General features: G+C 61.8%; 20 protein-coding genes. 8 read left to right on the forward strand and 12 right to left on the reverse strand.

Features of this window, described 5'->3' with window-relative positions; translation table 11 throughout:
• Window positions 1-269: 269 nt before the first annotated feature.
• Window positions 270-1,547 (forward strand): cytochrome c peroxidase, encoded by a 1,278-nt coding sequence (locus G3N59_RS02755; protein WP_241023158.1) that lies wholly within the window; start codon window positions 270-272, stop codon window positions 1,545-1,547.
• A 21-nt stretch (window positions 1,548-1,568) separates the two neighbouring features.
• On the opposite strand, the gene G3N59_RS02760 is transcribed toward G3N59_RS02755, so the two are convergent.
• The 3 genes from G3N59_RS02760 to G3N59_RS02770 form a co-directional block, all read right to left on the reverse strand.
• Window positions 1,569-4,070, reverse strand: a complete 2,502-nt coding sequence (locus G3N59_RS02760; protein WP_205980987.1) for a penicillin acylase family protein — start codon at window positions 4,068-4,070, stop codon at window positions 1,569-1,571.
• Between the two features lie 73 nt (window positions 4,071-4,143).
• Complete coding sequence (locus G3N59_RS02765; RefSeq protein WP_205980988.1) at window positions 4,144-4,365, reverse strand: hypothetical protein; 222 nt, start codon at window positions 4,363-4,365, stop codon at window positions 4,144-4,146.
• 22 nt (window positions 4,366-4,387) lie between these two features.
• The gene (locus G3N59_RS02770) at window positions 4,388-5,101 is read right to left on the reverse strand and encodes a FadR/GntR family transcriptional regulator (protein ID WP_205980989.1); all 714 of its coding nucleotides are present in this window, start codon (window positions 5,099-5,101) and stop codon (window positions 4,388-4,390) included.
• A 164-nt stretch (window positions 5,102-5,265) separates the two neighbouring features.
• Here G3N59_RS02770 and G3N59_RS02775 point away from each other — a divergent pair, with 164 nt between their 5' ends.
• The 4 genes from G3N59_RS02775 (at window position 5,266) to G3N59_RS02785 (ending at window position 9,690) form a co-directional block, all read left to right on the forward strand.
• Window positions 5,266-6,792: an altronate dehydratase family protein gene (locus G3N59_RS02775; RefSeq protein ID WP_205980990.1), complete on the forward strand. Its 1,527-nt coding sequence runs from the start codon at window positions 5,266-5,268 to the stop codon at window positions 6,790-6,792.
• Window positions 6,793-6,898: 106 nt separating this feature from the next.
• On the forward strand, window positions 6,899-7,867 hold the full coding sequence (locus G3N59_RS02780; RefSeq protein ID WP_205980991.1) for a 2-keto-3-deoxygluconate permease: 969 nt from the start codon (window positions 6,899-6,901) through the stop codon (window positions 7,865-7,867).
• Between the two features lie 164 nt (window positions 7,868-8,031).
• On the forward strand, window positions 8,032-8,160 hold the full coding sequence (locus G3N59_RS37250) for a hypothetical protein (RefSeq protein WP_277397885.1): 129 nt from the start codon (window positions 8,032-8,034) through the stop codon (window positions 8,158-8,160).
• Window positions 8,161-8,478: 318 nt separating this feature from the next.
• Complete coding sequence (locus G3N59_RS02785) at window positions 8,479-9,690, forward strand: HAMP domain-containing sensor histidine kinase (protein ID WP_205980992.1); 1,212 nt, start codon at window positions 8,479-8,481, stop codon at window positions 9,688-9,690.
• A 9-nt stretch (window positions 9,691-9,699) separates the two neighbouring features.
• Here the strand turns inward: G3N59_RS02785 and G3N59_RS02790 are convergent, their stop codons facing one another.
• Both G3N59_RS02790 and G3N59_RS02795 read right to left on the reverse strand, forming a co-directional pair.
• Complete coding sequence (locus tag G3N59_RS02790) at window positions 9,700-11,250, reverse strand: amino acid permease (protein ID WP_205980993.1); 1,551 nt, start codon at window positions 11,248-11,250, stop codon at window positions 9,700-9,702.
• Between the two features lie 65 nt (window positions 11,251-11,315).
• Window positions 11,316-12,092 carry an SDR family oxidoreductase gene (locus G3N59_RS02795; protein ID WP_205980994.1) on the reverse strand — a complete coding sequence of 259 codons (777 nt, stop codon included), beginning with the start codon at window positions 12,090-12,092 and terminating at the stop codon, window positions 11,316-11,318.
• 181 nt (window positions 12,093-12,273) lie between these two features.
• On the opposite strand from G3N59_RS02795, the gene G3N59_RS02800 reads away from it, so the two are divergent.
• On the forward strand, window positions 12,274-13,248 hold the full coding sequence (locus tag G3N59_RS02800) for a helix-turn-helix domain-containing protein (protein WP_205980995.1): 975 nt from the start codon (window positions 12,274-12,276) through the stop codon (window positions 13,246-13,248).
• A gap of 33 nt (window positions 13,249-13,281) precedes the next feature.
• Here G3N59_RS02800 and G3N59_RS02805 read toward each other — a convergent pair whose 3' ends face one another.
• From G3N59_RS02805 to G3N59_RS02820, 4 genes are all read right to left on the reverse strand, one after another.
• Window positions 13,282-14,001 (reverse strand): SDR family oxidoreductase, encoded by a 720-nt coding sequence (locus G3N59_RS02805; RefSeq protein WP_205980996.1) that lies wholly within the window; start codon window positions 13,999-14,001, stop codon window positions 13,282-13,284.
• Between the two features lie 32 nt (window positions 14,002-14,033).
• Window positions 14,034-14,915, reverse strand: coding sequence for an NAD(P)H-binding protein (locus tag G3N59_RS02810; RefSeq protein ID WP_205980997.1), 882 nt, complete (start codon window positions 14,913-14,915; stop codon window positions 14,034-14,036).
• A gap of 98 nt (window positions 14,916-15,013) precedes the next feature.
• The gene (locus G3N59_RS02815; protein ID WP_205980998.1) at window positions 15,014-15,613 is read right to left on the reverse strand and encodes a TetR/AcrR family transcriptional regulator; all 600 of its coding nucleotides are present in this window, start codon (window positions 15,611-15,613) and stop codon (window positions 15,014-15,016) included.
• Window positions 15,614-15,771: 158 nt separating this feature from the next.
• A complete protein-coding gene (locus tag G3N59_RS02820) occupies window positions 15,772-16,083 on the reverse strand; it encodes a DUF4148 domain-containing protein (RefSeq protein WP_205980999.1) in 312 nt (103 codons plus the stop codon).
• Window positions 16,084-16,741: 658 nt separating this feature from the next.
• On the opposite strand from G3N59_RS02820, the gene G3N59_RS36870 reads away from it, so the two are divergent.
• Together G3N59_RS36870 and acnB are read left to right on the forward strand one after the other, a co-directional pair.
• The gene (locus G3N59_RS36870; protein ID WP_241023126.1) at window positions 16,742-17,065 is read left to right on the forward strand and encodes a hypothetical protein; all 324 of its coding nucleotides are present in this window, start codon (window positions 16,742-16,744) and stop codon (window positions 17,063-17,065) included.
• A gap of 361 nt (window positions 17,066-17,426) precedes the next feature.
• Window positions 17,427-20,012: a bifunctional aconitate hydratase 2/2-methylisocitrate dehydratase gene (gene acnB / locus G3N59_RS02830; RefSeq protein WP_205981000.1), complete on the forward strand. Its 2,586-nt coding sequence runs from the start codon at window positions 17,427-17,429 to the stop codon at window positions 20,010-20,012.
• Window positions 20,013-20,137: 125 nt separating this feature from the next.
• Here the strand turns inward: acnB and G3N59_RS02835 are convergent, their stop codons facing one another.
• The 3 genes from G3N59_RS02835 to mmsB are packed head-to-tail and all read right to left on the reverse strand — an operon-like array spanning window position 20,138 to window position 22,735.
• Window positions 20,138-21,199 carry a maleylacetate reductase gene (locus G3N59_RS02835; RefSeq protein WP_205981001.1) on the reverse strand — a complete coding sequence of 354 codons (1,062 nt, stop codon included), beginning with the start codon at window positions 21,197-21,199 and terminating at the stop codon, window positions 20,138-20,140.
• A 21-nt stretch (window positions 21,200-21,220) separates the two neighbouring features.
• The gene (locus G3N59_RS02840; RefSeq protein WP_205981002.1) at window positions 21,221-21,517 is read right to left on the reverse strand and encodes a Dabb family protein; all 297 of its coding nucleotides are present in this window, start codon (window positions 21,515-21,517) and stop codon (window positions 21,221-21,223) included.
• 9 nt (window positions 21,518-21,526) lie between these two features.
• Window positions 21,527-22,735, reverse strand: coding sequence for a multiple monosaccharide ABC transporter permease (gene mmsB, locus G3N59_RS02845; protein WP_241023127.1), 1,209 nt, complete (start codon window positions 22,733-22,735; stop codon window positions 21,527-21,529).

The raw sequence follows: 22,735 nt of genomic DNA on the forward strand, positions 1-22,735 counted from the left end.
CGCTCCTTTGTGCATCGGTCCGGCCGCGGTCGGATCGATGCATTTTTTACCCGGCTCGATCGCCCCGGTTTTTCAAGGGCTTCGCCGGTATCGCTTATCACCCGCTTATGTCAACGCAACCGTACAGCACGTCGTCTCCTGCCGATTCCACCGGGCCTAACGGACTTAAAGGACCCTCGCGCGGCCGCCAGCGCCTGCTTGCAGGCTGCGCGCTCGCACTGGTCGCCGTCGCCGGGCTGGCCGGCTATGCGCTCGCCTGGCCCGAACGCATGCCCGAGCAAGTGGGCGACGCCGTGGAAGATCTCACCGGCGCCAATCCGCATCCCGTGCAGCTCGTGCTGCCGCCGCAGGCACCGCTGAGCGCGGTCGCGAAACTTGGCAAGCAGATTTTCTACGACACGTCGCTGTCGGCCTCGGGCAAGCAGTCGTGTGCGTCGTGCCATAGCGCGACGCGCGCCTACGGACCGCCGAACGATCTCGACGTGCAACTGGGCGGGCCCAACCTCGATCGCCAGAGCTACCGGCCGCCGCCCTCGCTTGCGTATCTGTACCGGCAGGCGCCGTTCAGCATCGGCCCCGATGCCGCCGATGCCGCCGCCCCGCCCGATTTCAACGCGCTCGCGCAAGCCGCAATGGGCACGCAGCGCGCGGACAAAGTAGCGGGCGCCACGCCCACGACAGTCGCGATGGTGCCCGTAGGCGGCCTGTTCTGGGACGGCCGTGCCGATTCCTATCAGCGCCAGGCGCTCGGGCCGCTGCTCAATCCCACCGAAATGGCGAACCCGGACGCCGCCACGGTCGCCGATAAACTCGCGCACGCCAGCTATGCGGACAGCTTCCGCAAGCTGTTCGGCCCGCGCATTTTTGCCAATCCGACCATGCTGACCGCCGAGGCGATGTTCGCCGTCGGGCGCTACGAATTCGAGGAACCCGACTTCCACGCCTTCACCAGCAAATACGATTACTGGCTGCAAGGCAAGGCGCGCCTCACGCATGCGGAACTGCGCGGCCTGCGTCTGTTCAACGATTCGAAGAAAGCCAATTGCGCCGGTTGCCATTTGAGCCAGCCGACTTCGGACGGCCTGCCGCCGCTTTTCACCGATACGCAATACGAAGCGCTGGGCGTGCCGCGCAATCCGCGCCTTGAAGCGAATCGCGATCCAAAATTCTTCGACCTCGGCCTGTGCGGACCGATTCGCCAGGACCTGTCGAAGCAGACGCAATACTGCGGCATGTTCCTCACGCCGACGCTGCGCAACAGCGCGATTCGCCATGTGTACTTTCACAACGGCGTGTATCACGACCTGAAGCAGGTGATGGACTTCTACAATCTGCGCAATACCGATCCGGGCAAGATCTATCCGCGCGATGCCTCGGGAAAGGTGCAGGTGTACAACGATATTCCGAAGGCCTGGCAAGGCAATGTCGATTACGCCGATGCGCCATTCGACCGCAAGCCCGCGGATAAGCCTGCGATGTCGGATCAGGATATTCAGGACATCATAGCGTTTATCGGCACGCTCACGGACGGCTACAAACCGCATTGAACCTGTGCTCACTGTCTCCGGTTACGGCGATGACCGCTCGCCGGAGGCAGTCAAGGTCAACGTATGCACCGGCGTGCCGGGCAGGAACGGCGTCGCCTCGCCATGCACCCACGCTTCGTGTCCCGCGATAAAGTACGGCGAAAGCGGATTCCCCGACTGTCCGCCCGGCATCTCGAAGATGCCCTCCTGCTCGCGCCCGGGAGACACAACGAAGCGCTCGGACGCGCCAAAATTCGGCGTCTGCACGCGCGGCATATTGATGTCGCCCGGTAACGCATCGGGCGGCGTGCTGAGCCAGCCACGCACCCACGGCAACCAGGCCGGCACCATGCGCGCGAACGGATGCGCAATTTGCGAGCGATTGCGCTCGCCCCAGCGCGCGTCAGCCAGACTCATACCCTTCGGCAATTGCGCCATCGAGTGATCGATGCGGTCCAGCATGAACGCCTGCCAGTTCGCAAAACCCTCGGGTATCCACGCGTGATGATCGGCGAGTGTTTCCATCGTCGCGACATTGCGCGTATTCGCCGCGTGATAGCTCAAGCCAGGCGCCATCGCGCCGAGTTGCTTGTCGAGCGCGCCGAACCACGCATCGTAGAGCGAAAACGTGAACGCACGTACCAGGCGGTAACCGACTGCATCGGCATCGGCGCGCCCATTCCATGTTTCGATCAGACGACGAAATTGCGCGCGCTGCGGATGACCTTCCAGTGCGTGCGCATCGAGTGCTTCGAGCGCGATGCGCTTCCAGTGGTCGATCCAGAAAGCGCGATCGTCGGTCTGGATCGCCAGCATGTCGCTCGCACGGGCCTGCGGCAGCGCGAGCAGATCGTTGCGGATCTGCGTGGCGCGCGCGCCCAGGTCAGTGCCCGCGTCGCCTATATGTGCCGCTTCCTGCAAAGGCAGCGTGCGGTTATTCGCGGTCCAGAGCCGGCCCACTGGCGGATTGATACGCATGGGGTACGCATCGCTCGCGCGATAACCCTGCCAGCCGATATACGTACTGGAAGCCGTTGGCAAACTGGCGAGCGCCGTAGTGTTCGCGCCGATATCCGCATCGGCGAAACGCGGCAATGGCCCAGCGAGCGTCCAGCCGATATGGCCTTGCGCATCGGCCACCGTGAAGTTTTGCGTGGGCACGCCGAAGGTCGTGGCGGCGCGCAAGGCATCGGCGACGGTTGTCGTGCCTTCGAGCAGCGCGAGATTCAGATTCACTGCCTGCGGGTCCTGCGCGACCCAGTGCAGCGCATATGCGTGCGAACCGGCCGTGATTTGCGGGCCCCAGCGCGTTTGAACGACGGGTAGATCGACGCTCGCACCGCCGTTCACCTCGAGGCGCTCGTGAATCACTCGCGCCTTCTCCCACGTATTGCCTGGCACGCGGTAACGCAGCGAATCGGCCGGATCACGCTGCAATTCGACCAGATCGACAAAGCGGCCATAGCTGTTCGTGAATGCCCACGCAATATGACCATTGCTGCCCGCCACGACCAGCGGCGTGCCCGGCAGACTCCCGCCCGTGATGTGCCGTTCGGTGCCATCCGCTGCGGGATAAATCAGCGACATCCGATACCAGATGTTCGGCAAGGACAAACCGAGGTGCATATCGCTCGCCACCAGTGCGCCGCCTTGCGCGCCGTGAGCGCCATCGACGGCAAAGCTGTTGCTGCCGACCATCGATCCAGCAGGGCCGGTTCCATCAATGAAGCCAGGCAGATTACCTGGTATTGCTAAGGTTTCCGGCTTCGTTGCGGCGGTGTTTATCGCGCTTTTAAGCCACGGCGGCGACGCAGGCACCGCTACAGGCCATGACGCCGATGCCGGTTCGCCATCGAGCGGCGCATCCCAATGCGTAGTCGCCGGGAGCAGGAACGTATAGAGATCGGCGGGAACGCGCTCGCGCAATGCCGCACGCGATAACGTGTGCGCAACCTGTTCATACTGAAGGTCGAAATACATCGCATAGACCGTCAGCAAGGTATCTTCGGCGCGCCACGGCACCGGACGCGTGTGCAGCAGCCAGTATTCGAACGGCCGCGCGCGCAGCGCCTGAAGTCCGTCGTTGACACCTGCGGTGTAACGCTCGATCCATTGCCGCTGTTCCGCCGGCAAGGCCGCGAGCGCAGCCCGCGCATGCTCGCGAAAGCGCAAAGGCCGGTCGCGCCGGTCCAGCGCAAGCGCCGCCGGTCCGATCAGCGCCGCCACTTCGCCCGCCGCAACCCGGCGTAGCAAATCCATCTGGAAATAGCGGTCCTGCGCGTGAATGAAGCCGCTCGCATAGGCCACGTCGTCGCGTGTGCGGCCGGTCACGGTGGGCACGCCCAATGCGTCACGCTCGATCGTTACCGTGGCGGAAAGCGGCGCGGCATGCGTGCCTTCGAGTTGCGCCAAGCTGGCCCGCAAGGTCAGCCAGCCGCCGATGCCCGCCGCGGCGAGCGCAATGACCAGAACGCTGAATAGAATCCGTGCCCATCGATAAGGGCGCCTGGAAGTGAATACTCTGGGCGGGTCATTGCGAGTCATGCGCGGCACGCTTCAAGGTTATTGTTAGCGGTGTGCTGCTCTATTCACATCCGGGCGCAATCCTGCTCGCCCCTTACTCCTTCTGAAGCACGAAATTCGCCGCGGCATAGCGTGCGTTGCAATTCCAGATCTCCTCGCCGTCGCGGTAAAACGTGGCCCAACCGTCCTTCACGATTACCAGCGCGCGCGGGAATACCTCGCTGTGACCATTTGCAGCCGCCGAAAGCGGATTGTTTTCCTTGCAGATCGCTACGTATTCGCCGTTTTCAGGCACATCGTCTTTTGCTTTGTCCATCCTTCATTCCTTGATTCACTGCTTAAACATTGAACTGCTTGCCCACGTAATCGATATGCAGATACATCGCCTGTTGTGCCGCATCGGGATTGCGGTCGCGAATCGCGTAGTAAATCGATTCGTGCTGATCGAGCCTTCGGCGCGCCTGAGTCGCCGCGTTCGCATTGTTCACCGTGGCATCGTAAGTATTGCTTGCGATATGCTCGCGCAACATCGAAATCACACTCGCGTAAAACTGGTCGAGCAAACGGTTATGCGACGCGGCCGTCAGCGCCGTGTGGAATTCGCCATCGGTTGCGGCTTCGGCATCCACATCGGCGCGTGCTACGGCATCGCGCATGCGTTCGAGGATGGTTTCAAAGCGCTCCAGTTCATGCCCCGACGAACGAAGCGCCGCAAAACGCGCCGCCGCGCATTCGAATACCAGCCGGAATTCGAGTGTTTCCGAACGCAATGGCGGCGTATCGGCAATCAACTGCAGCCACGGCGCCGCCAGCCCAACCGGTTTCGCGCGCAACAAATATACGCCGCTGCCGCGCCGCGTCTCCAGCACGCCTTTGCTCGCGAGCCGCGCGATTGCCTCGCGCACCGTCGCGCGCGACACGCCATAGGTCTCGGCGAGCGCACGCTCGGAAGGCAAGCGCTCCTCAGCCAGCCAGAGCCCCTCCTGAATACCTGTCTCGATGCGCCTGACCGTCTGGGCCAGCGCGCCTGTGTTCTTTAAACGACTTTCCACTTTCGACTCTCTGTTCGCTTTGCCTGGATGGCGCGGAATAAAGTGGCCTGACCAATTTGCGCCTGTCTCCTGGCCGCCCGATCATGTGTCCACGCCGGTCAACGCTCGCAAGCCACTACGACGAGACGTGCCCGGCACCCCGACCCCACATTCAGGAGGACACGATGAGCCAGGCTACGCTCGCCATCAAACTGCACGACCTCGACGACGTGCTGATCGCACGCGGCGCCCTTGCCGCCGGTACGATTCTCGCCGATTTCGACAATCTTGTTTGCGCCGCCGATATTCCCGCCGCCCACAAGGTCGCCTGCCGCGACGTTGCCCAGGGCGCGCCAGTGCGCCGCTACGGCCAGATCATCGGCTTTGCCACACAGCCGATTCGTGCCGGCGACCACGTCCACGTCCACAATCTCTCGATCGGCGAATTCGACCGTGATTATGCCTTTGGCCAGGACGTCACGTGCGTCGAGCCGGCCAGCATGCCGCTCACGTTCAATGGTTTTCGCCGCGCGGACGGCCGCGTCGCGACCCGCAACTATATCGGCGTGATCAGCACGGTGAACTGCTCGGCCACCGTCACCAAGCTGGTTTCGCAGCATTTCAGCACGCCAGGCGCGCTCGACGCGTATCCGAATGTCGACGGCATCGTGCCGATCACCCACAGCTTCGGCTGCTGTATCGACCATCATGGCGAAGGGATCGCGCAATTGCGCCGCACGATTGGCGGCTATGTAAAGCATCCGAATTTCGCGGGCGTCGTGATTATCGGCTTGGGTTGCGAGGCCAATCAGATGGGCGCGATGTTCATTGCCGAAGGCGTCGAGCCGGGCCCGCTGCTCGTGCCGCTCGTGATGCAGGAAGAAGGCGGCACGCAAAAGACCGTGGACGCCGCCATTGCGGCCGTGAAGGCCATGCTGCCGGTCGCGAATCAGTCCGTGCGCGAGCCTTTGCCGGTTTCGCACATCAATATCGCCCTGCAATGCGGCGGCTCCGACGGCTATTCGGGCATCACGGCCAATCCCGCGCTGGGCGCCGCCGTCGATTTGCTCGTGCGACATGGCGGCACCGCCATTCTTTCGGAAACGCCTGAAATTTACGGTGCGGAACATCTGTTGACGCGCCGCGCGATCAGCCAGGAAGTGGGCGAAAAAATCGTCGAGCGCATTCACTGGTGGGAAGCTTACGCGCAGCGCGAAAAAGGCAGTATCGACAACAATCCGACGCCCGGCAACAAGGCCGGCGGCCTCACGACGATCCTCGAAAAATCGCTCGGGGCCGTTGCGAAAAGCGGATCGTCGCCGTTGATGGGCGTTTATCGCTACGCCGAGCCGATCGACACGAATGGCCTTGTTTTCATGGATGCGCCGGGCTACGACCCGATGGGCGCAACCGGCCAGATCGCCAGCGGCGCGAATCTCGTGGTGTTCACCACGGGCCGCGGTTCGTGCTTTGGCGCGAAGCCCGCGCCGTCCATCAAGCTCGCGACCAATTCGCCGATGTATCGCCGCATGGCCGACGATATGGATATCAATTGCGGCGACATCATGGACGGCACGGCCAGCGTCGAGCAAAAGGGCGAAGAGATTTTCCGCATGATCGTCGAAGTCGCCTCGGGCGGTAAAAGCAAGAGCGAGGCACTCGGTATCGGCAATGAGGAATTTGTGCCGTGGATGATTGGCGCGCAAATGTAATGCGGCGTGCAGTATCGCGTTGACCGATGAAACCGGCCGGGCGCCATGAGCAAAACATCAGGCAAAACCGCGCGCCCGCGCCGGACAATAACGAAGGAGACTCAAGATGAAAATCAAAAAGGCCATTGAGCGCTTTCCCGGAGGCATGATGGTCATTCCTCTGCTTTGGGGCAGCGTGCTCAATACATTTGCGCCGCGTGTGCTCGGCATCGGCAGTTTTTCGACGCAACTCGCGCACGGTGCTCTGCCGATTCTGGCGGTGTTTTTTGTTTGCATGGGCGCGGAAATTCAATTTCGCACCGCGCCGCGTGCACTGCGCAATGGCGCGGCCATTACGATTGCGAAACTCGTGAGCGGCGTGCTGATTGGTCTGGTCGTCAGTCGATGCTTTGGCGCGGAAGGCTTTCTCGGTTTGTCGGGCATGGCGATCATCGCGGCCGTCACCAATGCGAATATGGGCCTTTACGCGGCGCTTACACGGCAATTCGGCGACGAAATGGATCGCGGCGCGCTTGCCGTATTGTCGATTCTCGAAGGGCCGTTCGTCACGATGGTGGCGCTCGGACTTTCCGGCCTCGCAAAAATTCCCGTACTCGATCTGGTCGCGACAGTCTTGCCGATCGTGATCGGTATGGTGCTCGGCAATCTCGACGCCGACATGCGCAAGTTCCTCAAATCGGGCGGCGACCTGCTGATTCCGTTTTTTGCCTTCGGACTGGGCGCACAGATCAATCTGCACGCGATTCTCGGCGCCGGTCTTTCGGGCATCGTGCTCGGGCTGATTACGCTGGCTGCGGGCGCGCTTTTCAACGTGCTGGCTTCGCGTCTGATGGGCGGTTCGGGCGTGGGCGGCATTGCCGCCGCGACGACGGCTGGCAATGCCGTCGCTACTCCTACGGCCATCGCAGCGGTCGATCCGCGGCTGGGCGCGCTCGTAGCCGTGGCCACGCCGCAGATTGCGGCCTCGACCATCGTGACGTCCCTGCTCGCCCCGCTGCTGACCGCCGCCTACGCACGCTGGCGTGCGAAGCGTGCGCCGCGTGTGAACGAAGTCGCGACGCACGCGACGCAATAAACGGCGCTTTATCCAGAAGCCGATGTAAGGCACCGCAGCGCCGAGTGCTGATAGACTTCCGCCCGTGCCGGTGAAGAGAACGCAAAAGCTCAACGCAACGCAGAACGCAAAGCTGAAAGCAATAAAGCGCAAAGCCGGCCGTCGTTTATCACGCGGGGTTTGACATGCACATTCGTACTCTGGCGATCCTTCTGATCGCCGCTACCACGATCGGCCTGACCGGCTGCAATACGATTGCCGGCTTCGGCCAGGACATCACGGACTCGGCACGCACGGTCCAACGCGTGCTTTAAAGAGCCCGCGTTCCAGACGCGTCGCGCACCAACGTGCGCGGCGCCTTTCACTGCCCAACGCTCCCTCCGAACGCCGCGTTTTCACGCTGCGCACACTTGCTTGCGCCTTGCGTTCAGCTTGTGCTGGTCTTCCATTTCGCTGCTTTTCGTCCGCTCAAAAGCGGAAAAGACCTGCATTTCCGCCCTTTTTCGACGCTTTTGAATCGCCCTGCATCGCGGACAATGCCCGTCATAGTCCGAAACTACGGCTATCGCACGCGACGCCCGACGTCGTAAAGCGAACTATTCGATATCAAGAAAAAATACGGGGTGACCGACTTGCTAGCCAGAATCGCACTGTTATCGATTGCATCGTTGATGCTGGCGTACGTCGGTTTTCGCGATCCCAACGCGGATTCGCCCTTCTTTTCCGGCAGCGCTGGTTTCCCGGCCGTTTCGCTGCAGGAACATCCGGCGTGGCAGCCCGACGCGGAACTCGATCCGCCCATGCGAGCGGAAGGCGTGGTGGCGGCCGTATCGATCAAGCCGCATATGGTCGATCTCGAGCGCGGCGTCGCACCGCATCTGCGCGACGCGGTCTGGGCCACGGACGCCGAATCGGCTGCAGGCGCCCTGCATCTGAACGATTCCGGCGCGTCTGGGTTCGCCAGCGTGCAAACGTTGGCGCACTGGTTCGACGCGCGATTCGCCGCCTGCCTGCTGGCGTTCTGCGCGTTTCTGGTGGCGCTGCGCGGCTACTGGCTGCGCGAAATCCGCGACGATCTGCATGAACTCACCGCCAGTTTGAGCCTGCCTTTGGGCCACGAAGTCACTGAGCCCGCGTGCCATCCGCGCGAACTGCACGGCCTGGCGCGCGCGCTGGGCGACCTCCTGCAACGCCGCAGCAGCATGCTGGAAGACCAGTCGGAATGCTTCGGCGGTTTCCTTCGGCAGATCGAGTCGCGCGCCGCCCGGCTGCGCGCCTACGCCATGAATGTGGCGCGCTGGAATCTGCGCGTGGCTCTGGTCGAAGATATCGATCACTTTCAGGATGTGGCGCGGCAGTTCGTGGAAACGGCCGGCGGCCATGGCGCCATCCATGCGCCGGTGGGCGTGGAAGCCTGGCTGAAGGACCGCTTTATCTATGGCGCGATGGCGGACGATGCCCGCATCGTCGTCAAGCTCGAAGCCGGCGACGCGTTCCAGTTGCCGCGTTCGGCGCTGACGCGGCTGGTTGAAAATCTCGTCGGCAATGCGCTTGCACACGGCGCGCCGCCCGTTGAAATTCGCACCGCGCGCGGCGCGCGCGCATGGGTCCTGAGCGTGCGCGATCACGGCAGCGGCATCGGCGCGGGCACGCTCGACGATACGCCGCTCACCACGCCTTCCAGTGCGGCTGGCCTTGCGCTGGGCGCGCATTGGGGTATCGGCCTGTCGATCGTGCGTCGTCTCGCGCAACGGTGCAACGCAACGCTCAAGATTGGCGATCATCCCGATGGCGGCCTCTGCGTGCGCGTGATCGTGCCGATGGATCACGCGCAGCAGGATTGAATAGCGCCTTTATTTAGCGCCGATTTCGCGTTCGGCCAATTCCAGTTGCTGTTCGCGCGCCAGCGATGCCTGTGCCGACGTTTGCGCAACCGGCGGCCCGGCAAAGCGATTGCGCACGCCGCCCACGTACCAGATCGCCAGCAGCACGAACAGCAGCCCGCCGATCAGATACAGCACTTTCTCGTTAGGCGGCTGAATGCCGACATACGCGAGAATCAGCGCCCCGACCACCGCCGCAATGGCAAACGGCTTCGACAGTTTGCCCAGCTGGAACGGCCCCTTCTCCGTCCACGTGCGGCCTTCCGCGCGGATACCCGCGGCAATCGGCATCGCATACGAAACGAACAGGAACACCGCGCTGCCTGCGCTCAGGACCGTGAATGCATCGCCGTAAAGCGTCGCGGCAATCGCCAGCACAGCCGACGTCCAGATCGCCACGCCCGGCGTGCGATGGGCCGGATTGACCTTGCGCAGCCATTTCGATCCCGGCAGGCCGCCATCACGTGCGAATGCGAACATCATGCGCGAAGTCGAGGTCACGGCGGCCAGACCGCACGCGTAGTTGATGAAGAACATCAGCAACTCGATGGTGATGCGCAAGGGCGTGGGAATCGGCGCGAGGATGGCCTGGAAGAAGCCGGTGCCCTGCTTCACGGCCGCGGCGAGATCCGGCATGACGAGCACGAAGGCGCACACCATCACATAGCCGAACGTCGTCGACCAGAACACCGATCCGACGATGCCGCGCGGCACGTTACGCGCCGCCTGATGGGTTTCTTCGGAGGTGTGAGCCGAAGCATCGAAGCCCGTAATCGTATAAGCGGTCAGCAGCAGGCCCGAGAGAAACGCCATCGCCATGGTCTGCTTCGGCCATGCGCCGCCGTCCGTGCCGGTGAAGTTCGTAAAGGTATAGAGACGCGAAAGATCCAGTTTCACTGGCGAATACGCGAGCAGGGACACCACGAGCACCACGGTCACCACAAAAATCAGGTAGCCGGAAAGATCGGTGATCTTGCTCGTAATGCGGATGCCGCGATGATTCAGAAACGCCTGCGAAGCGGTAATCAGCGTGAGAAAGATCGTCTGATCCCACCAGCCGAGCGAATCGGGATTCACGCCGAACATCGGTGCAATCAGCGTGCGAAAGAACGGGTCGTAGGTGCCGTAATTGATGGCCGCGACCACGAACACCAGCCCGAGCAGATTCAACCAGGCCGTGAGCCAGCCCCACGTTTTCCCGCCCAGAATCGAGCCCCAGTGATAGAGCCCGCCGGCGGTGGGATACGACGAGGCAATCTGCGCCATGGCCGCCGCCACGACCAGCGCGAACAGCGATCCCAACGGCCAGCCCAGCCCGATCGACGCGCCGCCCGCAGCGGAAAAGCCCATCTGGAACGAGGTAATGCCGCCGGACAGAATACAGATCAGCGAAAACGACACAGCAAAATTGGAGAACGCACCCATGCGGCGCGACAACTCCTGGGCGTAGCCCATCTTGTGTAGCAGCGAGACGTCGTGGTCGGCGTTTTCCGCCGCCGGTTCAATCGTATTCGCGTCCATGTGACGATCCTTCAAACGAGGTGGTTGAAGCGTCGAAGCCGTTATCCATTGATCAGGATTCCGTATCACGCAGCCGTAAAGCAGTTATCGACAAAAAGATGCGCGCCGTTGATGAAACTGGCGTCGTCGCTGGCGAGGAACAAGGCGGCCTGCGCCACTTCTTCCGGTTTGCACAGACGCCCTTGCTGGAGCGACAGCGCGGCTTCGCTGGCATCGAAGCCATATTTCGCGAGCGCGCTGATTTCGCGCTGCCCGTGCGGCGTGTTGATGAAGCCCGGACACACCGCATTGCAGCGTATGCCGCGATCGCGGTACTCCACGGCAATGGCGCGCGCGAACATCGCACAGGCGCCCTTGGTGGTGCAGTAAAGCACTTCCAGCGGCGTGGCCGCCACCGAGGATATCGACGCCGTACACACGATCGAGCCGCGCCCCGCCGCCAGCATGTGGGGCAAAACGGCCCGCGTCATCATGAACATGCTCTTCACGTTGACGTTCATGAGCCAGTCGTATTCGTCGTCGGTGGTGTCCAGAAATGGCTTCACCACGATACTGCCCGCGTGATTGAACAAGGTGTCGATACGGCCGAAGCGTTCGACGATTCCCTCTACTGCAGCGTCCACGGCGGCGCGTTGTGAAACGTCCGCCACAAACAGTTCGGCCACGCCGCCTTCCGCGCGGATGCGCGCCACCACTTCCTCGCCCGCGCCGCGATTGACGTCGACCACGGCAATCTGGGCGCCTTCGCGGGCGAACAGCAGCGACGCCGCGCCGCCCGCTCCGGTTGCTCCGCCCGACACAATCGCGATCTTGCCTTCCAGCTTTCTGGACCTTTCACTCATGCCTGGCTCCTGTTCGTATGCAAGGTATGCACAAGTTAGGTGCGCCAAAAAACGGGAACTATCCAAATTTGGCAAAAAAATAAAATTGCCGTAAAAATCAGGAATCGCGCAGTGAGCGGCAGCAGGGTTGCGAAGCGCGAGCGCGGGGCCACATTGCCGGCCTCACCCATCTGGAGACTCAATGGAAGCGGGCCACTGGCCGGACGAGGCCATACAGTTTCGAAGCTGTCACAGCGTCGACGAACAGGCGGCGCTGCTCGACACATGGAACCAGAGCTATTGCCAGCTTTCGCGCGGCCTGTTCGACGGCTCGGTGCGCTGGTTCATGGCGGGCGGCGTGAAAGTGCTGGTCGAGAAGCTCAACCGCACGGTCTATCAGCGCGGCTGTGTCTCGGAACACAAATTCGCGCTGGGCATTCCGTTTCAGCTCGAAGGCCACGCCCTGCTGTCGGGACAGACGAGCCATCTCGACGCGCTTCACGTGTTCTCCGGCAAGGACGGTTTCGAATTTCTCTCGCCCGACCAGCATCTGTTCGTCAATCTGGAAATCGAGCCCGAGGCCGTGGCGGATCTGGCCACGCGCGCTCAATTAGAAGCGGTGATTGCGCGCATCGGCGCGAAATCGGGCATCGTCAACATCGCGCCAGAGCGGCTCGAACGGTTTCGCGCGGTGCTAAGGGTTTTGCTCGATAGCGTGAGCGCGGCGCCACGTCTGCTCGCAGATCGCGCAAGCGTGGCGTCGTTTGAAAAGTCCATCGTCTATGGACTGAGCGAAGCGCTTCATGAGTTTCCCGATATCGCCCCGCAGCAGCGCGGCGAGGCGCGCATCGCCCGGAACTGGCAACTGGTGCGCAGCGTGCGCGATATCGTCGAAGGATCGCCCGATTGCCCGCTTTCGGTGGCCGAGCTTTGCGCGCGCATGCATGCGAGCCGGCGTACCTTGCAATACGCCTTCGAAGAGGCCACGGGCATCAACCCGCTCGCCTATATGCGCGCCGTGCGGCTCGCGCGGGTGCGCCAGGAATTGATGCACGCCGCGACCGTTACCGAGGTCGCGACGCGCTGGGGTTTCTGGCACTTCGGCAATTTCGCCAGCGAATACCGCGAGCAGTTCGGCGAATTGCCGAGCGAAACGTGGCGCAGAAACCGGATGTGAACCAGGCGTGAGCCGCGGCGTATTGCGCGTTGCTCACTTTCCTTCGAGCACGGCGGGATCGATATAAGCGGGCACCGGCAGTGAAAGCGTCGCTTTCAGCGTGCGGCTGCCCTCGTCCGCCAGCACTTCGCTTTCATTCGCTTCGAGCGCATCGAATGCCTGCCTGACGACATCGACGGGACTGGCCTTGGGAACGTCGAAGTCTTTCGTGAGATCGGTATCCACAAAGCCGACATGCAGCCCCACCACGCCGATGTTGCGCGTCTTGAGCTGGGCGCGAAGCGTGTTGGTGAAACTCCAGGCGGCGGCTTTGGATGCGGCGTACGGTGCGAGCATCGGCACCGTGCGCCACGTTACGTCGGACAGCACGTTGACGATGCCGCCGCGTCCGTCGCCGGGCAGCGCGGGCTCGAATGCGCGCGTCACGCGCATCACGCCGTAGTAGTTCGTTTCGAACACGCGGCGCGCGTGCGCTTCGGCTTCGTGCGCCAGCGGCGAGCCGGTCACTTCGGCAATGCCCGCGTTATTGACCAGCACCGTGACATCCGGCGCTGCTTTTGCGGCGGCTTCGACCGAAGCCGCATCGGTGACGTCGAGCGCAATCGGCACGATGCCTGGCTCGTTGAAGCCGGCCGGATTGCGCACGCCCGCGTAGACCTTCGCCGCACCGCGCGCCAGCGCTTCGCGCGCGAAAGCCAGACCCAGACCACGGCTTGCGCCAGTGACGAATACAACGGAATTTGCGATTTTCATGTTAATCACCTTGATAAGGATGCCGTAATGAATCAGGACTGAAAAAGCTGACGATGCGCGCGAACGAATTCGGCCACGGTTTGCGGCGCCTGGCCGGTCACGCGTTCGATCACCTGGTCGGTGCCCTTGAAGACGCCGTTCTGGTAATCGACGGCAACTTCAATAAAGTGCTGGATCGTGAATTCAGAAAGGCCATACTGCTGCAGATGCGCGCGATATTGATCGAGCGTGTCCGGGCGATACACAATCTTGCGGTCGATGATCCGGCTGATTTCATCGGCGATAGCGTGGTGATCCATCTCGACGGGACCGCACAACTCATATGCCTTGCCGATATGCGCTGCCGGTTGCGTCAGCACGGCGGCAATGAAACGCGCCTGATCCTCTGCCGCGATCGGAGCATGACGCCCTTCGCCATACGGCAGCGCAATCCGGCCTTCCTTGACGATGGTGTCGCGCACCCACGGGAAAATCAGCCATTCGGAAAAGAACGTCGGGCGGATATGAATCGTGGGCACGCCCGACCAGTCGAGCAGGCGCTCCGCAATCCAGTGATCGCGCGCGGCGTGGCTTTTCGCATTCTCGCGTGCGGAAATCTGCGACATCTCCACCACGACTTCGAGTCCTGCGCGGCGTGCCGCCTCGGCGAAATACGCGGTGCCCTGAATAAAGCCCGGCGACACCGGATAGCAAAGGTACGCGCCCGTTACGCCCGATGTCGCGCGAATCAGGTCGTCGTGATTGAGCAGATCGCCCACTACGACTTCGGCGCCCGCTGCGCGCAGCGCTGCGCTACGCGCGTCTTCCTGGCGCACCATCGCGCGTACTGCGTGCCCGGCTTCGAGCAGGATATTGACGATATGCACGCCGGTTTTGCCCGTGGCGCCAGTGATGAGGTATTTGCGTTGTTGCATGACGGTTCTCCGTTACATGAGTTCAGAGGGACTGCATTTCTAATCTGTGCATATGCACATTTTGGAGCGAGTAAAGCGGCATCCGTAGATGCTTATTATTAGATTGGTTCGATTGGTTCGATCGGTGCGATCGCTTCGATCTGCTGCCGGACATCGCTCAACAGCGCGTCCGACGCTTCGGGATCGTTCAGGATGCGCGCGACGGTCAGCGCACCGATCATCGCCGAGAGTGCGAAAACGGCCTGCGAGCGGTTCGCCTTTTCCTGCGGATCGCCGGTGCGCGAGGCCAGCAGGGTCACGAGCGCCTCGACGCTACGCGATGCCGCGGCACGTGTGCCTTCGTCGCCGCGAGCGAGTTCGCTGCCCATGCCGGCAAGCGGGCATCCCGCGCCCGGCGCATCGCGATGCGCGCTGGAAAGGTAAGCGTCCACCACGGCGCGCAGTCCTTCTGCCCCCACGCTCGCCCCGGCGGCATTTTCCAGCGATTCGAGAATGCTGACCGTGCCGGCTTCGCAGGCCTCGGCCACCAGTTGATCTTTCGACTCGAAGTGCCGATAAAAACCGCCGTGCGAAAGCCCGGCTGCGGCCATCACATCGGCGAGGCCCGTGGCGTGGATGCCGTTGGCGCGAAACGCTTCAGCCGCGACTTCCACGATGCGGCGACGCGTTTCGGCGGTTTCGGCTTTCGACTTTCTCATGGCGGCGGCTGCTTCCAGATTTGACGTTAATTAGATGGTAGTCATCATCTAATTGGAAAGCAAGGCTGCCCTGTGAGATTTTTTACGGGGTCGGACGCCACCTGAAACGCCGTCGAGCCAAGAAGACGAGGAGTTCCACCCCCCCCAAGTTCATGCTTTCACTGGCGCTCACCCGGTTGGCATTCCGTGGTGAACCAGTAATCGACGATGCGCTGCGCTTCCTGCAGATCGTCGGGATAGTACGGGTCGTCGTTCCACGGCGAAGGGTTGTAGCCCGCTTTCCTGAGCGCGGCCAGTTCGCTTTGATGTTCGGCCATCGTGGGCGGCGCGTTGGTCCTGAGCGCCGCCAGATCGCGGCACTCGGTCGGGCTCAGATGCGGACCGTTCTGCGGCACGCCATAGGCGGCACACCCAGCCAGCAACAGCGCCAACGCAGCAAGCGCCAGGCAACGTAGCGGGAAGTTTTCCATAGCGCATCTCCACATTCCGATGAGAACCACAGAGACTGGGCGATGCCGCCACCCGCGTCTCGACGCGCCTATTTTGCCCGATGCGGGTTAGCGGGAATGGCAACTGGCCGGGCAAGCTTCGGGGCAAACCCCGGAACAGATTCCGCACCAGCAAGCACACGGCTACCACAGCCGGCGAATGTCACCGTGATGCTGACATCGATTTTCGAAATATGATTTTTCGAAAATACGCATTCCTTATTCAATTATCGAAAAAGTAAATTACTGAAATTGGCCAATCACGCCAATCCAATTCGATTGAATGCCTGCAGCATATCCGTCAACCGCAACCCTAACTATCTACCTGGATAGGAAGCCCTTTTATCGCCCTGCCAGGCACTGCGAATCGCCTATATTTTCCTCAGAACAAAAGACAGAGAACCGGCCCTGAAAACCACGAATTTTCACGGCGCGCGAGCCCATTCAAAGCACGCAAAAAACTCCCACGATCATCGCTTTCGAAGCGTCCAATGCATTGCCGATAACGCAACGCAGGCGCCATCACGTGTGCTTTTTTCCAGATTCCAGTCATAGCGGGCGCGAACCGCCGCGCGCCTGCAGAAGTCGTGAAATACCGGCGGCAGCCCGAGGCACCTTACTTTATTAAGGATAGCGAATCATGGCTTACAAGAAGCTCATCAACCAAAGCGGCCTGTCACTTTCAATCGAACTCGTTTCCCGTCTGGGATCGGAACCCAATCAAGCCGGTCCGATCGTGACGGTTACGTTGCCGCCGGGGGGACGGCAAACGGTGGAATACGGCAATTCGCAGAATCCGTTCCTTAACGGCCTCGTCGTTTCTTCGGGTTCGGACGGCGCGTTTTCCAATGGCTCGCAGGTCGTGACGACGCGCGGCAGTTCGTGGGACAACGTGCTGAACACCAACGACACGCTGACGTTCAGCGGCGCCGGCGGCCTGAACGTGATCGGCTCGAATACCTGATCCGCGCTACGCAACGCAATTCCACCGGTTCCACCCAGTTCCACCGAACCGCTCGCTGGCCGGTCCGCGCCAAAGCCAGCGAGCGGTTGCCGAAGCGGCCCGAAAACCGCGCACGCGCCCCGCAGACGGGGCCAGAACACCCCTTCCCGCTCATGCCTTCGGGCATCCCGCCAGTTTTCCGCACAAAAACCATTACCGTCGCTACATCCATGATTTTGAAGGCTTTTTTAACTCTTATATAAGACATAAGACATTTGACGCGAGCGCTCAATCCCGTTAAAATCGCGGTCAAAGCAGTGCCTGGCACAGCCTCGGAGTGCCGAAGAGCCTTCCCCTGAAACGCAATATCAGCAGGTCCCCCATGCTTGAAAATTACCGTGCTCATGTAGCCCAGCGCGCCGCGCTCGGCATTCCCCCTCTGCCGCTGACGGCCCAACAGACCGCCGAGCTGGTTGAACTGCTGACCAACCCGCCCGCAGGCGAAGAGCAGACCCTCGTCGATCTGATCACCAACCGCGTGCCGGCTGGCGTGGACGAAGCGGCTCGCGTGAAGGCTGGCTTCCTGGCGGCTGTGGCCAAGGGCGAAACCGCCTGCGCGCTGATCTCGCGTGCCCGCGCGACCGAACTCCTCGGCACCATGCTGGGCGGCTACAACATCGCCCCGCTGATCGAGCTGCTGTCCGACGCCGAAGTCGGCACGGTTGCAGCCGACGCGCTGAAGAAAACCCTGCTGATGTTCGACCAGTTCCATGACGTCAAGGAACTCGCGGATAAAGGCAACGCAAACGCCAAGGCCGTGCTGCAAAGCTGGGCCGACGCAGAATGGTTCACGAGCCGTCCGGAAGTGCCGGAAAGCCTGACCATCACCGTCTTCAAGGTCACCGGCGAAACCAACACCGACGACCTGTCGCCCGCTCCTGACGCCACCACGCGCCCGGACATCCCGATGCACGCGCTGGCGATGCTCAAGAACGCGCGTCCTGGCATCACGCCGGAAGAAGACGGCAAGCGCGGCCCGATCAAGTTCATCGAATCGCTGAAGGAAAAGGGTCACCTGGTCGCTTATGTGGGCGACGTGGTCGGCACGGGTTCCTCGCGTAAGTCGGCAACCAACTCGGTGCTGTGGTTCACGGGCGAAGACATCCCCTTCATCCCGAACAAGCGCTTCGGCGGCGTGTGCCTGGGCGGCAAGATCGCTCCGATCTTCTACAACACGATGGAAGACGCCGGCGCACTGCCGATCGAACTCGACGTGTCGCAGATGGACATGGGCGACGTGGTCGAACTGCGTCCGTACGAAGGCAAGGCCTTCAAGAACGGCGAAGTCATCTCCACGTTCCAGGTCAAGTCCGACGTGCTGTTCGACGAAGTGCGCGCCGGCGGCCGCATTCCGCTGATCATCGGCCGTGGTCTGACCGCCAAGGCGCGTGAAGCGCTGGGCCTCGCACCGTCGACGCTGTTCCGCCTGCCGCAACAGCCGGCCAACAGCGGCAAGGGTTTCTCGCTCGCACAGAAGATGGTCGGCCGCGCATGCGGTCTGCCGGAAGGCCAGGGCGTGCGCCCGGGCACGTACTGCGAACCGAAGATGACCTCGGTTGGCTCGCAGGACACCACGGGCCCGATGACCCGCGACGAACTGAAGGACCTGGCCTGCCTGGGCTTCTCGGCCGACCTCGTCATGCAGTCGTTCTGCCACACGGCAGCGTATCCGAAGCCGGTCGACGTCAAGACGCACCAGACGCTGCCGAACTTCATCAGCACGCGCGGCGGTATCGCGCTGCGTCCGGGCGACGGCGTGATCCACTCGTGGCTGAACCGCATGCTGCTGCCCGACACCGTCGGCACCGGCGGCGACTCGCACACGCGTTTCCCGATCGGCATCAGCTTCCCGGCAGGTTCGGGTCTGGTCGCCTTCGCGGCTGCTACCGGCACGATGCCGCTGGACATGCCGGAATCGGTGCTCGTGCGCTTCAAGGGCAAGATGCAGCCGGGCGTCACGCTGCGTGACCTCGTCAATGCCATCCCGCTGTGGGCCATCAAGGAAGGCACGCTGACAGTCGCCAAGCAAGGCAAGAAGAACATCTTCTCGGGCCGCATTCTGGAAATCGAAGGTCTGCCCGATCTGAAGGTCGAACAGGCATTCGAACTGTCGGATGCATCGGCAGAGCGTTCGGCAGCCGGTTGCACGGTGCACCTGAACAAGGAACCGATCATCGAATACCTCAACAGCAACATCACGCTGCTGAAGTGGATGATCGCGCAAGGCTACCAGGACCCGCGCAGCCTCGAGCGTCGTATCAAGGCGATGGAAGCGTGGCTGGCCGACCCGCAACTGCTCCAGCCGGACGCAGACGCAGAATACGCAGCCGTCATCGAAATCGATCTGGCCGAAGTGCATGAGCCGATCGTCGCCTGCCCGAACGATCCGGACGACGTGAAGACGCTGTCGGATGTCGCCGGTGCGAAGATCGACGAAGTGTTCATCGGTTCGTGCATGACCAACATCGGTCACTTCCGTGCGGCTTCGAAGCTGCTCGAAGGCAAGCGCGACATTCCGGTCAAGCTGTGGGTCGCTCCGCCGACCAAGATGGACCAGAAGCAGCTGACCGAAGAAGGCCACTATGGCGTGTTCGGCACGGCTGGCGCGCGTACCGAAATGCCGGGCTGCTCGCTGTGCATGGGTAACCAGGCACAAGTGCGCGAAGGCGCAACGGTCATGTCCACTTCGACCCGTAACTTCCCGAACCGTCTGGGCAAGAACACGAACGTGTATCTGGGCTCGGCGGAACTGGCAGCGATCTGCTCGCGTCTGGGCAAGATCCCGACCAAGGAAGAGTACATGGCCGATATGGGCGTGCTCACCGCGAATGGCGACAAGATCTATCAGTACATGAACTTCGACAAGATCGAAGACTTCAAGGAAGTCGCCGACACGGTGCAGATCTAAGCGTTGATCGCATCGCTACGGTGTGAAGCTGGCACCGTAGTTTTGCTGATCGTGCAATGCGTAATGGCGCTGCGGGCTTCATGCCTGCAGCGCCATTTTTCTATCGGCTCGCGCAAAAGCGCGCGTTATTCGCGTGGCGGGTGTCCGGCCCAGGCGCGCTGCAGCAGTTCGCGCAGCGGTGCCGCTTCAATCGCACGCGGATTCCAGTACGGATTGGACATCGCCACTTCGCACGCGCGGTCCAGATCTTCTTCGCGCAGCCCGATTTCAGCGAGGCTCGCGGGCACACCCAGTTCACGGCTCAGATCGTAAAGTCCTTGCGCGGCGTTCGTCGTGTCGAGCGCACGGGCGATACGAAGCATCGCGTCTTCCGCCGCCGTGCTGTTATAGGCCAGTGCGTGAGGCAGCACGATGGCATGCGTTTCGGCGTGCGGCAGGTTGAAGGTGCCGCCCAGCGTATGGCAAAGCTTGTGATGCAGCGCCATGCCGACGTTACCCAACACCATGCCGCAAAGCCACGCGCCGTACAGGGCATCGCTGCGCGCTTCCATGTTCCGGTGACGCTTGTTGATGTCGCGCAGCCCCTTCGCCAGCGAACGGATGCCCTCTTCGGCCATCAAGGCCATCACGGGATTGCCGTCTTTCGCGTACAGCCCTTCCGCAGCGTGCGCAATGGCATTCAAGCCGCTGACGAACGACAACTGCGCAGGCAACCCCGCCGATAGCTCTGGATCGTAGAGCACGGTTTTCGGCAGCACTTTGGCATCGCGGCCGGTGCGCTTCAAGCCATCTTCAGTTATGCCAAAGATCGGCGTCATCTCCGATCCGGCATAGGTCGTGGGAATCGCGATAATAGGCAGCGACGACTCCAGCGCGATCGCCTTGCCAAGGCCAATGGTCGAGCCGCCGCCAATCGCCACTGCGCAATCGGCGCCAGCTTCTTTCGCGAACTCGCGCGCACGGCGCGCATTTTCGATCGGCACGTGCATCTGTGCGCCATCGAATACGCCTGCGCTTTGCGGGCCAAGCAAAGCGGCCACTGCCTCCGCCTGCTCGCGCTGCTGCGGCGTACACAGAACAATCGCGCGGCGCGCGCCCAGCGCCTCGACTTCCTGCTGGACCAGATTCATGCTGCCCGCGCCAAACACCACGCGCGCGGCATGTGTCGTATAAGTGAACTCGTACATAAGCCGTTTCTCCGCGAAGTGTCAGACGTAATCGACCTGATGTCGTGCGATGCGGCAGTCGCCGAGCACCTGCTTGACGCGCATATGTTCGGGGTGCGAAGCATAGGCTTCGAGATCTGCGTGACTGGCGAATTCCGTATACAGCACGACGTCGCACGCATAATCGACCTTGCTGACATCCATGCCGACTTCCAGCTTCGTCAGTCCGGGAATCCTGCCCGCCAGACTTTCGAAAGCCGTTTTCACGAACTGCGCGGTTTCCCTTTTCTGCTCGGGCGTTTCGCCGCGAACCTTCCACATTACGATGTGCTTGATCATATCGGCGCCTTAAGCCTTGTTCTTGTTGTAGACATCGACGAACACCGCGGCCAGCAGCACGATGCCTTTGATCACCTGCTGATAATCGACGCCGATGCCCATGATGGACATGCCGTTATTCATGACGCCCATGATGAATGCGCCCACCACGGCACCCACGACCTTGCCCACGCCACCAGATGCCGACGCTCCGCCGATAAAGCACGCGGCAATCACATCGAGTTCGAAACCGGTCCCCGCTTTAGGCGTACCGCTATTGAGGCGCGCGGCGAAAATAATCCCTGCCAGTGCGGCGAGCACGCCCATATTGACGAACGTGAGGAAACTCACGGCCGGTACGCTCACGCCGGAAAGGCGCGCGGCCTTGGCATTGCCACCCACCGCGTAGACACGGCGGCCGATCGTCGTACGATTCATCACGAAGGTGTACACGCCAATCAGCACGCCCATGATGACGAGCACCGTAGGCAAGCCGCGATACGACGCCAGCAGATAGCAGAAATAAACGATCAAGGCGGTAAGCACGACGTTCTTCGCCACGAACATCGAAAACGAACCCTTGGCCATGCCGTGCTTCGCGGCGCTCGCGCGGTGGCGCCACTCGATGGCGAAAAACGCCGCGCCCACCAGCACGCCAAGCACAATCGACGTGATATGCAGATCCTGACCGTTGAATACATCGGGAATGAATCCCGAACTCACGGCAGCGAAGCTATCGGGAAACGGGCCGATCGACTGGCCTTGCAGCACCAGATTGGTCAGCCCGCGAAACACCAGCATGCCGGCCAGCGTGACGATGAACGATGGCATCTTCCAGAACGCGATCCAGTAGCCCTGCACGGCGCCGATCAGTGCGCCGGCTGCAATGCAGATCAGCGTGGCCAGCACATAGTTGACATTGAACTGCACCATCAACACCGCAGCCAGTGCGCCAACGAGCCCCGCCGTCGAACCCACCGACAGATCGATATGCCCCGCCACAATCACCATCAGCATGCCAAGCGCCATGATGACGATATAGCTGTTTTGCAGCACCAGATTCGTCAGGTTGAGCGGCTGCATGAGCACGCCGCCCGTCGCCACCTGAAAGAACACCATAATGACGATGAGCGAGAACAGCAGCCCATATTCACTGGCGCCGCGCTTGAACGCCGCCACGATTTCGCTTTTCTTGACTTCCACTTCCTGCTCAGCCATGGGCGAGAGAGCTTTACGCAT

The sequence above is a fragment of the Paraburkholderia sp. Ac-20340 genome, assembly GCF_017104965.1.
Classification (GTDB): Bacteria; Pseudomonadota; Gammaproteobacteria; order Burkholderiales; family Burkholderiaceae; genus Paraburkholderia.

Bases quoted from the DNA above. Each gene is read 5' to 3' on its own strand.
- G3N59_RS02790 (WP_205980993.1), bottom strand. From the start codon at position 11,250: ATGGACGCGAATACGATTGAACCGGCGGCGGAAAACGCCGACCACGAC.
- G3N59_RS02795 (WP_205980994.1), bottom strand. From the start codon at position 12,092: ATGAGTGAAAGGTCCAGAAAGCTGGAAGGCAAGATCGCGATTGTGTCG.
- G3N59_RS37250 (WP_277397885.1), top strand. From the start codon at position 8,032: ATGCACATTCGTACTCTGGCGATCCTTCTGATCGCCGCTACCACGATC.
- G3N59_RS02805 (WP_205980996.1), bottom strand. From the start codon at position 14,001: ATGAAAATCGCAAATTCCGTTGTATTCGTCACTGGCGCAAGCCGTGGT.
- G3N59_RS02835 (WP_205981001.1), bottom strand. From the start codon at position 21,199: ATGTACGAGTTCACTTATACGACACATGCCGCGCGCGTGGTGTTTGGC.
- G3N59_RS02760 (WP_205980987.1), bottom strand. From the start codon at position 4,070: ATGACTCGCAATGACCCGCCCAGAGTATTCACTTCCAGGCGCCCTTAT.
- G3N59_RS02780 (WP_205980991.1), top strand. From the start codon at position 6,899: ATGAAAATCAAAAAGGCCATTGAGCGCTTTCCCGGAGGCATGATGGTC.
- G3N59_RS02840 (WP_205981002.1), bottom strand. From the start codon at position 21,517: ATGATCAAGCACATCGTAATGTGGAAGGTTCGCGGCGAAACGCCCGAG.
- G3N59_RS02820 (WP_205980999.1), bottom strand. From the start codon at position 16,083: ATGGAAAACTTCCCGCTACGTTGCCTGGCGCTTGCTGCGTTGGCGCTG.
- G3N59_RS02765 (WP_205980988.1), bottom strand. From the start codon at position 4,365: ATGGACAAAGCAAAAGACGATGTGCCTGAAAACGGCGAATACGTAGCG.
- G3N59_RS02800 (WP_205980995.1), top strand. From the start codon at position 12,274: ATGGAAGCGGGCCACTGGCCGGACGAGGCCATACAGTTTCGAAGCTGT.
- mmsB (WP_241023127.1), bottom strand. From the start codon at position 22,735: ATGCGTAAAGCTCTCTCGCCCATGGCTGAGCAGGAAGTGGAAGTCAAG.
- G3N59_RS02775 (WP_205980990.1), top strand. From the start codon at position 5,266: ATGAGCCAGGCTACGCTCGCCATCAAACTGCACGACCTCGACGACGTG.
- G3N59_RS02755 (WP_241023158.1), top strand. From the start codon at position 270: ATGCCCGAGCAAGTGGGCGACGCCGTGGAAGATCTCACCGGCGCCAAT.
- G3N59_RS02815 (WP_205980998.1), bottom strand. From the start codon at position 15,613: ATGAGAAAGTCGAAAGCCGAAACCGCCGAAACGCGTCGCCGCATCGTG.
- G3N59_RS36870 (WP_241023126.1), top strand. From the start codon at position 16,742: ATGGCTTACAAGAAGCTCATCAACCAAAGCGGCCTGTCACTTTCAATC.
- G3N59_RS02810 (WP_205980997.1), bottom strand. From the start codon at position 14,915: ATGCAACAACGCAAATACCTCATCACTGGCGCCACGGGCAAAACCGGC.
- acnB (WP_205981000.1), top strand. From the start codon at position 17,427: ATGCTTGAAAATTACCGTGCTCATGTAGCCCAGCGCGCCGCGCTCGGC.